Source organism: Nocardia sp. NPDC049737 (genome assembly GCF_040674755.1).
Taxonomy (GTDB): Bacteria; Actinomycetota; Actinomycetes; order Mycobacteriales; family Mycobacteriaceae; genus Nocardia.
In genome coordinates, this window is the sequence record NZ_JBFANH010000002.1 from 321394 (window position 1) to 333224 (window position 11831).

11 protein-coding genes are annotated in these 11831 nt (G+C 64.8%); 7 read left to right on the top strand and 4 right to left on the bottom strand.

Going from position 1 to position 11831, the window contains the following annotated elements:
* The first annotated feature begins 31 nt into the window (after nucleotides 1-31).
* Nucleotides 32-1450, top strand: a complete 1419-nt coding sequence (locus AB0J47_RS04440) for a cytochrome P450 (protein WP_364340402.1) — start codon at nucleotides 32-34, stop codon at nucleotides 1448-1450.
* Nucleotides 1451-1470: 20 nt separating this feature from the next.
* The gene (locus AB0J47_RS04445) at nucleotides 1471-3708 is read left to right on the top strand and encodes an MMPL family transporter (protein ID WP_364340405.1); all 2238 of its coding nucleotides are present in this window, start codon (nucleotides 1471-1473) and stop codon (nucleotides 3706-3708) included.
* Between the two features lie 95 nt (nucleotides 3709-3803).
* Here the strand turns inward: AB0J47_RS04445 and AB0J47_RS04450 are convergent, their stop codons facing one another.
* Nucleotides 3804-4568, bottom strand: coding sequence for an SDR family oxidoreductase (locus AB0J47_RS04450; protein WP_364340407.1), 765 nt, complete (start codon nucleotides 4566-4568; stop codon nucleotides 3804-3806).
* A 156-nt stretch (nucleotides 4569-4724) separates the two neighbouring features.
* Here AB0J47_RS04450 and AB0J47_RS04455 point away from each other — a divergent pair, with 156 nt between their 5' ends.
* The 3 genes from AB0J47_RS04455 (at nucleotide 4725) to AB0J47_RS04465 (ending at nucleotide 7985) form a co-directional block, all read left to right on the top strand.
* Nucleotides 4725-5819 (top strand): phage tail tip lysozyme, encoded by a 1095-nt coding sequence (locus AB0J47_RS04455; RefSeq protein WP_364340410.1) that lies wholly within the window; start codon nucleotides 4725-4727, stop codon nucleotides 5817-5819.
* A gap of 148 nt (nucleotides 5820-5967) precedes the next feature.
* A complete protein-coding gene (locus AB0J47_RS04460; RefSeq protein ID WP_364340412.1) occupies nucleotides 5968-7599 on the top strand; it encodes an ABC-F family ATP-binding cassette domain-containing protein in 1632 nt (543 codons plus the stop codon).
* Between the two features lie 152 nt (nucleotides 7600-7751).
* A complete protein-coding gene (locus AB0J47_RS04465) occupies nucleotides 7752-7985 on the top strand; it encodes a helix-turn-helix domain-containing protein (RefSeq protein ID WP_040692003.1) in 234 nt (77 codons plus the stop codon).
* 65 nt (nucleotides 7986-8050) lie between these two features.
* On the opposite strand, the gene AB0J47_RS04470 is transcribed toward AB0J47_RS04465, so the two are convergent.
* The 3 genes from AB0J47_RS04470 to AB0J47_RS04480 form a co-directional block, all read right to left on the bottom strand.
* Nucleotides 8051-9013 (bottom strand): hypothetical protein, encoded by a 963-nt coding sequence (locus tag AB0J47_RS04470; protein WP_364340415.1) that lies wholly within the window; start codon nucleotides 9011-9013, stop codon nucleotides 8051-8053.
* A gap of 12 nt (nucleotides 9014-9025) precedes the next feature.
* Nucleotides 9026-9484 carry a hypothetical protein gene (locus AB0J47_RS04475; protein ID WP_364340417.1) on the bottom strand — a complete coding sequence of 153 codons (459 nt, stop codon included), beginning with the start codon at nucleotides 9482-9484 and terminating at the stop codon, nucleotides 9026-9028.
* 320 nt (nucleotides 9485-9804) lie between these two features.
* Nucleotides 9805-10233: a cupin domain-containing protein gene (locus AB0J47_RS04480; RefSeq protein ID WP_364340726.1), complete on the bottom strand. Its 429-nt coding sequence runs from the start codon at nucleotides 10231-10233 to the stop codon at nucleotides 9805-9807.
* A 149-nt stretch (nucleotides 10234-10382) separates the two neighbouring features.
* On the opposite strand from AB0J47_RS04480, the gene AB0J47_RS04485 reads away from it, so the two are divergent.
* Nucleotides 10383-10892 carry a MarR family transcriptional regulator gene (locus AB0J47_RS04485; protein ID WP_364340419.1) on the top strand — a complete coding sequence of 170 codons (510 nt, stop codon included), beginning with the start codon at nucleotides 10383-10385 and terminating at the stop codon, nucleotides 10890-10892.
* Between the two features lie 50 nt (nucleotides 10893-10942).
* On the top strand, nucleotides 10943-11734 hold the full coding sequence (locus AB0J47_RS04490) for a hypothetical protein (RefSeq protein WP_364340421.1): 792 nt from the start codon (nucleotides 10943-10945) through the stop codon (nucleotides 11732-11734).
* Nucleotides 11735-11831: the final 97 nt, after the last annotated feature.

Sequence of the window (11831 nt, forward strand, 5' to 3'; positions counted from 1 at the left end):
GCGAAAGCCGCTCCACGCCTAGGAGACTCGCATGATGACCACCCCGCTCGCCAGCCGTCCGACCGGTACCGCCGAGGTGCCGACCGCACCTGGCGCCTTACCCCTGATCGGACATTCACACCGCCTCGCCCGCAGACCCTACCGCTTCTTGCAGACGCTGTCGGATCTCGGACCCGTGGTGCGGGTGAAGATTCCGGGCTACGACACCTATGTCGTCACCGAACCGGAGCTGATCCGCGAGGCGTTCGTCGGGCTGTCCGATCAGGGTTCGATGATCGATCGCGCGCAGGCGCTGCTCGGCGCGGGCGTCACCGTCTTGTCCGGTCCGCAGCACAGGCGGGAACGTCGCATGATCGCCCCGGCTTTCGCTCGCGGTCGCATCGCGCAGTACGCCACCGTGATGACGCGTCTGGGCGCCGAACAGGCCGATGCCTGGCGCGACGGTCAAATGGTGGTCGTCAATACGCAGATGCACGACCTCGCGCTGCGCACCGTCGCGGGGGCGCTGTTCAGCGGCGACCTCGGCGCGGAGACCGGCGCCGAAATCCACGAGATGCTCACACCGGTCATGACGCTGCTCGCCCGCCGCGTCACCCGCCCGGCCTGGATCGACAAACTGCCACTGCCCAGCAATCGCCGCTTCGAAGGGCTTGTGGCCGGTATGAAGTCGGCGACCAGCAAGATCATCGCCGCTTACCGTGCGGATCTGGCCGCCGACTCGAATCTGGATCACGGCGACCTGCTCGACACCCTGATCAAGGCCCGCGACGACGACGGTGTCGCACTCACCGATGCCCAGGTGCACGACGAGCTGATCAACTTCCTGGTCGGCGGCACCGAGGCAACCGGCATGACGCTGTCCTGGGTGTTCCACGAGCTGGGCCGAAATCCCGAGCTGGAAGCCGCTTTCCATGCCGAGATCGATGCGGTGCTGGGTGGTCGCCCGGCCGAATTCGCCGATCTCGGACGGCTCGATCTGACCAAGCGGATCGTCACAGAGACCCTGCGCATGTACTCGCCGTGGCTGACCGTCCGCGATGTGCCCGCGAACTATGAACTCGGCGGCAAGGCGTTGCCGAAGGGCGCCATGTTGCTGGTGTGTCCCGTTGCGGTGCACCGGGATCCGGCCATCTTCCCGAATCCCGATGAATTCGACCCGGACCGCTGGCTGCCTGCGGCGATGGAGTCCCGGCCCAAGGGGGCGTACCTGCCGTTCGGTATGGGCACCCGGCAGTGCCCGGGAAATGTGTTCTCGCTCACCGAGGTTGCCCTGCAGGTTGCTACGATCGGCGGGCGCTGGCGCCTGCGCCCGATGCCCGGTATCGCGGTGCAGGAGACGGTGATCGGCGCCCTGGTACATCCGAAGTATCTGCCGATGCGGGTGGTGGCCAGGCAGGTGCAAACCGGGCACGTCGCGGATTCGTCAGGGAGCGAACGCGGAGCGGCTTAACTAGTGATGAGGGTGTGGCGGTGTTCGAACTGACCAAGCTGACCATTTCGAGCGACCTGCAAGCAGTCGCTACGCGGCGCAGCAAATGGATTCTCGGCATCTTTGTCGGGCTCGCGCTGGTTATGGGGATGCTCAGCTCGACATTGTTCGACAACGTGCAGGGCGGTGGCTACAGCGATCCCGGCAGCGAATCCAGCCGGGCAACCGAGATGCTGCGGGATACCTTCGGTCAGGCGCCGCCGAACTTCGTGCTGCTGGTGCACAGCGACACCTCGATCGACGATACTGAATCCGCAACGGCCGCAGTGAAGTTGGCGCTGAAACTGAAGGATGAGCCGGGTGTCGCGGGGGTCATGTCCTATTGGATGGACAAGTCGCCCGCGCTGCGCAGCGGCGATGGCAAGTCGGGGCTGATCGTCGCCAGCATTCTCGGCGAGGAGGGTGCGGTCGATCAGAAGGTCGGCGCTCTGGCGGACCGCTACGGCGGCACGCACGGGCCGGTGCAAGTGCGCGTCGGCGGTTACGCGATGTTGTTGCACGAGACGGTGCAGCAGAGCGAGAAGGACGCCGTCCTCGGTGAATCCATTGCCTTCCCGATCACCTTGATCGCCCTGCTGTTCGTATTCGGCGGTTTGGTGGCGGCCAGCCTGCCGCTGGTCGTCGCCGCGGTGACCGTGATGATCACCATGGGCGCGCTGTGGCTGATCACCCTGTTCACCGATCTCGCCGCGACCGCGACCAATGTGGCAACCCTGCTCGGCCTCGGTCTCGCGATCGATTACAGCCTGCTGATCATCAGCCGCTACCGCGACGAATTGGCCGCAGGCGCCGCGACCGGTCCGGCCGTCGCCGCGACCATGCGCTCGGCCGGACGCACCGTGGCCTTCTCGGCGGTCACTGTCGCGGTCGCGCTGTCGGGCCTGTTGTTCTTCCCGCTGCTCGCGGTGCGTTCCATGGGTTATGCCGGGCTGGCGGTCGCGGCGATCGCCGCGACGGTATCGCTGACGGTGCTGCCCGCGATTCTGCTGCTGCTCGGTAGTCGCATCGATCGCGGCCAACTCGGCTGGTTCTTCCGTCCGCAACGTCCCGCGCCCGGCGAGGGTTTCTGGCATCGGCTCGCGGTATTCGTGATGCGCAAGCCGGTGCCGATCGGTCTGGCTGTCGCGGCCTTCCTGCTGCTGCTCGGGACCCCCTTCCTCGGTGTGAAACTCGGCTTCCCGGACGAGCGGGCATTGCCGGAGTCGATGAACAACCGTCAGATCACCGAGACCATCCAGCGTGAGTTCGCCGCGACCGACACCAACGGACTGTTCGTTGTGCTGCCCGACGGCAAGTCCGGTTTGGACGCCTACGCCAGGAAGCTCTCCGAAGTCGACAATGTCCGTCGCGTCGACACCGCCACCGGCAGCTACGCCCACGGCGGGCAGCTCGCCCCGGCCATGGCACAGCATGCGCGCTTCGAAACCAAGGATGCCGCATACATTTCGGTGACACCGGATACCAGCGATCCGGCGCTGCTGGACCGGGTGGCCAAGGAGTTGCGCGCGGTGCCCGCACCCTCGCAGCGGTTGGTCGGCGGTATCGCCGCCGCGAGCGCCGATTCCCTCGATGCGGTGACCTCGGTCTTGCCCGTCGCACTGGCCTACGTCGTGATCATCATGTTGGTCGTGCTGTTCCTGCTGACCGGTAGCGTGGTATTGCCGCTGGTCGCGATCGTGCTCAGCGCACTCAGCCTCACCGCCGCCTTCGGCGCGCTGGTCTGGATCTTCCAGGACGGGCATCTGTCCGGCCTGCTCGATTTCACCGTGACCGGCGACCTGCCGCCGACCGTGCCGGTCATGCTCTTCGGCGTCGCCTTCGGTCTGGCCATGGACTATCAGGTATTCCTGCTGTCGCGGATCCTCGAAGAGTACGAACACACCGGCAAGAACGAATCCGCCGTTGCCCATGGCCTGGAGAAGATCGGCCGGATCGTCACGGCCGCGGCGGTCCTGATCTCCCTGGTGTTCCTCGGATTCCTGGCCTCGGACATCACCTTCATGAAGTCCTTCGGCATCGGTCTGCCGCTGGCGGTGCTGGTCGATGCGACTCTGGTCCGCGGCTTCCTGCTGCCCGCGGTGATGAAACTGCTCGGTGACTGGAACTGGTGGGCACCCGGCCCGCTCGAAAAGCTGCACGAGCGTTTCGGATTCGACGAAGGTCCGTCCGCGCCGTCGCTGCCCGATCCGGACGCCCTGCGCCAGCCCGCCCGGGTGTAGAAATACCGATGGCCGTGCGGTATTCGCCGCACGGCCATCGATGCTCTTGGGACAGTTGGGTTCCACCGTTGGTCAGCGGGTTACCCTGGTGCGTCTCAGATTCCGCCGGTCGAGAGCAATCCGCCGTCGACGCGGATCGTCTCACCGGTAATCCACTTGGCCTCATCCGACACCAGGAATCCGATCAACTGCGCCACATCCTCCGGCGCGCCGAGTCGCTTCATCGGATACACGCTCGCGGCCCGCTCCTCATCTGCCGAGTACAGCGCATCGGCGAACTTGGTTTTGATTACACCCGGCGCCACCGCATTCACCCGAATATTCGGGCCCAGCTGCCAGGCCAGTTCGTCGGTGAGCCGGATCAGTGCGGCCTTGGAGGCGCCGTACGCCGCGATCACGCCGGTCGAGCGCAGCCCGGCGACACTGGCCACATTCACCACCGCACCGCCGTGATCGCGCATCCACGCCCGGTATGCCTCCTGCACGTAGCCGAGTGCGGCGACGACATTGACATCGAAGATCTTGCGCACCGCCTCCAGATCGGCATCCATGAGCGAGCCGTAGACCGGATTGATGCCGGTGTTGTTTATCAGGATGTCCAACGAGCCGAATTCCGAAACCACCCGACCCACCGCGGCGGCCCGGCTGTCCGGATCACCTGAATTGCCCGCCAGCGCGCTGACCTCGCCCCGATGACCGAGCGCCCGCAGTTCGGCGGCCGCCTCCCCCAGCGGCTCCGGCTTGCGGGCGGTGATCAGCACATTGGCGCCGCGACGCAGCAACTCCGCAGCGACCGCCTTGCCGATACCCCGGCTGGCTCCGGAAACGAGTGCGCTCTTGCCCAACAGATCGGTCGTCATGTGATGGCACGCTACCGCAGTAGCCGGATCGTCGAACCCGCGGACGCCGGACAGCGCTCGAGCTCGGTGTTCCCAGCGCCGGGAGTACGAACGACAGACGTCGCGGCGCATCGGATTACGCTGCCGGACAGGGTTTCGGTCGGAAGGTGTGGAGCAATGGCTGGCGATACATCTATCGATACATCGCTGCCGTCGCGTCCGGATGCGCCTATCGTCAACGCCTACATCAGCCGCATAGAGACGACGCTGGCGAAGTTGGTGAAGGCGATGGGCGACGGCTCGGCGAAGTCGATTACCGTCGAGGATTTGAAGGGCCTGGGGGAGTCGCAGCTGAAGTCCGGCGAGCTCGTCACGAAATACCATGCCAAACAAAGCGACGACACAAAATATCGAGACGATCTGAACTCGCTGGACAGCAATATCGCCCAGATCGCGTCGGAATCGGCCGACGTAGCCAACACCGTGAACAAAGAAGTAAAAAGCCTGGTGGCCACTGTCAAGCAGGAGCTGAGTTACGACAATCTGCCGAATCTGACCGATGTGCCATTGCCGCGCAGCATCGAGTTGCAGATGAACACGATCGACAAGATCGATAAAGAGATCGACCAAACGGCGAAGACAGTCAAGGACGCGTACAACGCACTGGACGAACACGCCGGAAAGATAACCGACCCGGAGTCGACCGACAGCGGAAGTGCCCCGAATTCGATCGGTAGCGGCAACCAGTTCCCTGCCTATACCGGTAGCGGTGGAAACAGCCGCAACACCAGCGGACCCACAGGTCTTGGCAACCGCGCGAGTGCTCAACCCATCAGTGGAGGTAAGAAAGCGACGGCCAGCGAAATCTATCAGTACCTCCTGAAGAAGGGCTTCACACCGGCGCAAGCAGCGGGCATTTTGGGCAACATGCAGGTCGAATCCGGTTTCGATACTGGTGCCTACAACCCAGGTGAAGGAGCCATCGGCCTCTGCCAGTGGGAAGGTGGTCGACGGGCGAATCTCGAGGCTTTTGCCGCGAGTGACCCCCAGCACCGGTCCGTCACCGACTGGAGTCTCCAAGTCGATTTCATGATTCACGAGCTGAAGGGCAGTGAGTCGGGTGCGTACAGTCATCTCACATCAGCGACCTCGCCAGGTGCGGCGGCGGCAGCGTTCGATCAGTACTACGAACGCAGCTCCGGCGAGGCCCGTGGTCAGCGCGTCGCGAATGCCAACAGCATCGCGTCGAGCCTGGCCGGGGTATCGGTCTAGCGCCGAGCAGAGAGTTAGTGCGGTCACACCTGGATCGCGGGTGTAAGGAGCACCTCCTGAGCCGGGTAAAATCGGTGGTTCTTGTGCGCCTCCGCGTCGCACAATCGAGCAGCAACCGACCAGCACCACGTACCCGTAGGAGAAGCCTGTGATCACCGCGACGGACCTGGAGGTCCGGGCCGGCGTCCGCACCCTGCTGTCGGCCCCTGGGCCCGCACTGCGGGTGCAGGCCGGCGACCGGATCGGACTGGTCGGCCGCAATGGCGCGGGCAAGACCACCACGCTGCGCATTCTGGCGGGCGAGGGCGAGCCCTACGCCGGAAAGATTTTGCGCTCCAGCGATATCGGCTATCTCCCGCAGGATCCGCGCGAGGGCAATCTGGATGTGCTCGCGCGCGATCGCGTGCTCTCCGCTCGTGGCCTGGACACCCTGCTGCGCGATATGGAAAAGCAGCAGGCGCTGATGGCCGAGGTGGTCGATGATGCCGAACGCGAGAAGGCGGTGCGCAAATACGGTCGGCTGGAGGAGCGCTTCTCGGCGCTCGGCGGTTATGTGGCCGAGAGCGAAGCGGCGCGCATCTGCAACAGCCTCGGCCTGCCCGATCGAGTGCTCGGCCAGGCGCTGCGCACGCTCTCCGGTGGTCAGCGCCGCCGAATCGAGTTGGCACGCATCCTGTTCGCCGCCTCCGACGGCAGCGGCGGACGCTCGGACACCATCCTGCTGCTCGACGAGCCGACCAACCATCTCGACGCCGACTCCATTACCTGGTTGCGCGGCTTCCTGCAGAACCACGACGGCGGCCTGATCGTGATCAGCCACGATGTCGAACTGCTCGGCGATGTGGTGAACAAGGTCTGGTTCTTGGACGCGGTGCGCGGTGAGGCCGACGTCTACAACATGGGCTGGCAGAAGTACCTGGACGCGCGCGCCACCGATGAACAGCGTCGTCGTCGCGAACGCGCCAATGCCGAGAAGAAGGCCGGCGCCCTGCGCGCTCAGGCCGCCAAACTCGGTGCAAAGGCCACGAAAGCCACTGCGGCACAGAACATGGCCAAGCGCGCGGATCGCTTGATGGCCGAACTCGACGAGGTTCGGGTGGCCGACAAGGTCGCGCGGATCAAATTCCCCGAGCCCGCGGCATGCGGTAAGACGCCGCTGATGGCCGAGAACCTGACCAAGGTCTACGGCTCGCTGGAGATCTTTACCGGCGTCGACCTGGCCATCGACCGCGGCAGCCGTGTCGTCGTACTGGGCCTCAACGGCGCGGGTAAGACCACTCTGCTGCGCTTGCTCGCCGGGGTGGAGACGCCGACGGCAGGCGGTCTCGTGCCCGGTCACGGCCTCAAGGTCGGCTACTTCGCCCAGGAGCACGACACCCTCGACGATCAGGCCACGGTGTGGGAGAACATCCGCCACGCCGCACCGGACGCGGGGGAGCAGGAGCTGCGCGGCCTGCTCGGTGCATTCATGTTCTCCGGACCGCAGCTGGAACAGCCCGCAGGCACCCTCTCCGGCGGTGAGAAGACCCGTCTGGCGCTGGCCGGGCTGGTGTCCTCGGCTGCCAATGTGCTGTTGCTCGACGAGCCGACCAACAACCTGGACCCGATCTCGCGTGAGCAGGTCCTCGATGCGCTGCGCACCTATGCGGGCGCGGTCGTCCTGGTCACCCACGACCCGGGTGCGGCCGAGGCGCTGTCCCCGGAGCGGGTGATCTTGCTGCCGGACGGCCAGGAAGACCACTGGTCGGCGGAGTATTTGGAACTGATTCAGCTGGCCTGATCGGGGGTCATCCGGCCGGAATTTCGTTGCGGGTGGTTGGTTTTCACCTCACGGAACGGGTTCGGCGGTGATATTAATCACAAAGACCCGTTGATCACAGCTTCCCGAGTGTCTAGCCTGGAATGACGCGGCTCGGCGACTCGGAGGAAGCCATGAGCGACAGGCCCACACAAGTCAAGGCCACACTGGGTAAGGGCACACGCGTCACGGGGAAATCACGCGACCGTTTGCAAACCCAGCTGAAGAAGCAGTACGAGGCGGGAGCCAGCATCCGATCGCTGGCCCGGTCGACCGGCCGTTCCTACGGTTTCGTCCACAACGTGCTGGTGGAGTCGCACGTGCAACTCCGCAGTCGCGGCGGTGCGAACCGCCGCAAGAGCCAGTAGCGTTTCTGGATCTGATTCCGGTGTCGGCGAATCGATTTCGCCGACACCGAGGGGGATCGAGCGCGCTAATAGCCGGGCACCGCAGCGTCGCCGTTGACCAGCAGGTTGGCGAGGCTGCGGAACATCGGCAGGCCCGTCTTGATTTCCAGATACGCGAACTGGCCCTGCGGGTTGACCTCGAGGAAGTAGTACTCGCCGTCGAGGCCCAGGCGTAGATCCAGCACGCCGAAGCTGAGGCCGAGTGCGCCCATGAGCGTGGCCAGCGACTTGCTGACCGAGGCGGGCAGATGCTCCGGTGCGAAGTCGACGGTGGTGTCGAGCCGGGAATCGACCCGGCCTACCCCGGACTGCGAGTCGATGCGCACCGCCCATTCGACGCCGTCCATCCACACCACACGCAGATCACACCGCGCCTCGACGTAGTCCTGGAAGGTGGTCGGCGCGGAGCGGATGCCAGCGAGGCGGCCGAAGTCGGCCTTGGTGATGATTCGGGTCTCGGCGAATTCGGCGCGTCCGGTGCCGGTTCGCTTGTAAACCACCGAGCCCGAACGTGATTCGACGAAGCTGCGCGCCTCGTCCGGATCGTTGGTGATGAGGGTTTCCGGGATCACGAAACCGGCTCGCCGCGCGGTCTCCAACTGCACGATCTTGCGGCTCGCGGTGCGATCGGCGCCGGGATCGTTGACCCAGTACGCGGGGATCGACCACAGCATGCCCTGGATGAAGCCATCGCATTCGGCTTGGCGGTAGGCGTCATCCGAGGCTCGCACACCGGCCGGAACCTGCGCGAGACGCGGTCTGCGCCACCAGACCGAGCGGACATCGTCCAGCCCGATCACATGCGACAGCGATCGCGCGGTGCCGTGCCGATCGAGCCGGAAACTTCCGGATTCGCGCGGAAAGTCGCGCAGGTCGAGCTGAATCGGGCTGAGCCCGTGGTGTTCTCGCAACGTCGCCGCCATCGCGGTACCGTGCAGATCATCGGATTCGGAGACGATGAGGACCGAACCTGTCCGGCGCGCCGCCATGCGCAGTTCCGTTCAGTCGAGACTGTCGCAGTTTATGCCGTCGTCGCTTGTCGCGAGCGATTTGGTTTGGCAGTAGGTGAAGGTCGCTCCGCTGGCGCCCGCGCAATCGGCGAGCTGCAGGCTGTCGGCCCAGGATGCGGTGAGTTGTTGCAGCGCTTCATCTCCCAGTGCCGCGGAGGGTACTTCGGCCAGCGTCATCGGCCGGTCGACGAGGTCGATGCGCAGGCGGCGGGTGAAGTCGGCGGTGGCGCCGGGGCGGATATCCATCAGCACCGGGCGGCCGTCGTGTTCTGCGGTCGCGCCGTCGGTCCAGTCGAGGACTCGCAGTACATCGTCGCGGCGGAAGGTCCAGGTTCCTTCGGTCACTCTGACCGTGAAATCTCGTTCCGACTCGGCCACCAGCAGTCCCTGCAACGCGGGAACGCGGTCACCCGCCGGCCCGGTACCGGGAAGGTGGATTGCGTCGGTCATAGTGAGCTCTCCGATCTGCTCGCGATTTGCCAGGACCCCCGAGCGGGAACTGGATCATATCGCGCAAGGGGTCTCGAACGGTTCGGATCGCCAGATTTGACCGCCGCTGGCAAACCGAATTCAGGCTCGGGATGCGCTTGTGCCGAAAGATTTTCGGCACAAGCCCGAATAGGCATTGGCAACCATTGAGCTATTTCCGAACGGTGCTGCGCGGTCGACATTGCCCGGGATTGGCGGCCGTGCATTCCGTCGGCGCCTCCGCTGCGACAGTACCGTCGAACGTGCTGATCTCCGCGCGGATTCGAAAGATCTGCGTCACTTCACCAATCGCGCCGGTTGGCGTTGCGCTCGGCCCACCATTCGGGAGACTCGACGAACCAGTTGTCGTATTCCTCCTGCGATGCCGCCAGATCTTCGAAGGTGGCCTCGCCCTTGACCAGCCGGTCGAGCAGGCGGAAGTAGCCGAAGCGTTCCACCGCGGGCATGAGTGCGATCAGGATTCGTGCGGAGGCGTCCGGGCTGGCACCGAAGGCGTGCGGCATGAGCTTGGGTACGACAATCGACCCGCCCGCGCCCACGGTGACGATCTTATCTCCGGCCAGTACCTGCAGTTCGCCGTCTGCGACGTAGAACAGTTCATCCGACTTGGTGTGGTAATGCGGTGCCGCGCCGTCGGCGCCCGTATCCATGGTGACCTCCAGGTGGCTGACCGCGCCGCCGGCCTCGTTCGAGTCGATGAGCAGGCGCATGGTGACCGCCGGGGTGGCCAGGGTTTCGGCATCCTGCGGCTGGCGGATCGCGAAGGTGCGGTCGGTGGTGGCGTCCACGATGCTCTCCAAATGATTCGGTGATTGATAATTCGCTACCGAACTATATAGCAGCGAATAGAATCTTGTCCATGGGTGAGATCGAACGGGATCCGGTGGATGCGATCGTCGAGCAGTGGCGCCGGGAACGGCCGGACCTCGAGTTGGAGGCGATGGGCGTGATCGGACGGCTGGGGCGGCTGCTTGTGGTCGCGCAGCGCGATATCGAGGCGGTCTTCATCGCCCATGGCTTGCAGCGCGGAGAGTTCGATGTGCTTGCCGCACTGCGTCGTTCGGGCGAGCCGTTCGAATTGAACCCGTCGGTGCTCGCCGACACGCTGATGATGTCGCGCGCCGGAATGACGGGACGGCTCGACCGCCTGGAGTCGGCGGGGCTGGTCCGGCGCATCGCGGATGCGCAGGATCGCCGCGCCATCCGGGTCGCGCTCACCGACCCGGGCCGCACGCTGATCGACAGAGTCGTCACCGCGCATACCGAGAACGAAACCAGGATGTTGTCGGTGCTCTCGGCGAAGGATCGTCGCGACCTGGACCGGATCGCTCGGGTACTGCTCGGCAGCCTCGAGGGCGGCGCGAAATGAGGTAGTTCGCTACTCGGGTGGTACGGCGGTCATCGGTTCACCATGGGGTGATGATCGATATCATCACCCTCCGCGGCACGGGTGAACCGCGGAATACCAATGGGACTCCCACCGGCATGCTGCACGATGTCACGAAACTGCTTGATCCCGACCGTTTCACCGCCTTCGAGCCGGATTGGCCCGCCTCGGTGGGGCCGAGCCCGGAACTGTGGGGCCCTTCGCTGGACACCTCGATCCGGCTCGGTGTCGCGGCGGGCGTCAAGGCGATTCAGGACTCGCCGAATGTCTGCGGACTTTTGAGCTATTCGCTCGGAAGTATCTGCGCGAGCAAGATTCTGGAGGGGGTGCGGTCGGGTCAATACAAGAACACCGACGGCTCACCCTTGGAAATCGCCTTCGCCGTCAATATCGCCAATCCGTTGCGTAAACGGGGTCAGTCGGTCGGCAATCTATGTCCGGCAACGACTTACGGCTTGCACGGCGAACACGGCGCTTGGCCCGCACTAGATGTCAAGGAGTACGCGAATCCGGGCGATATCATCACCTCGTCACCGGCTGACTCACCGCTGCGGATCATCGATATCGGAATTTCGCCGTTCTCGTTCGTCGAGGGCGCCCGCATCGGCAATGTTGCCCCGCTGATCTTCGCCGAGTTGCTGCGTTTCCTGATGAACGATCCGATCGGCAATCTCGATCGCTATGCGGCCGCGGTCAACGGGGTCATCGGTTATCTGACGCCGTGGCCGGATGGGCAGCACGTTCTCTACTCCGGACACAATATGCCCGGCACGAATGTCCTGTGGACGACCCATGCCGCCAACTATCTGAACGCCAACTACTGATCCGCCCGGGGTCGGGCAGCGAGGCGCGGTCTCGGATAGTCGGCGCCGCCGGGGGCGGATCCACCATTTTCCCGGCGGCGTCGCAGTCCAGGGGCGG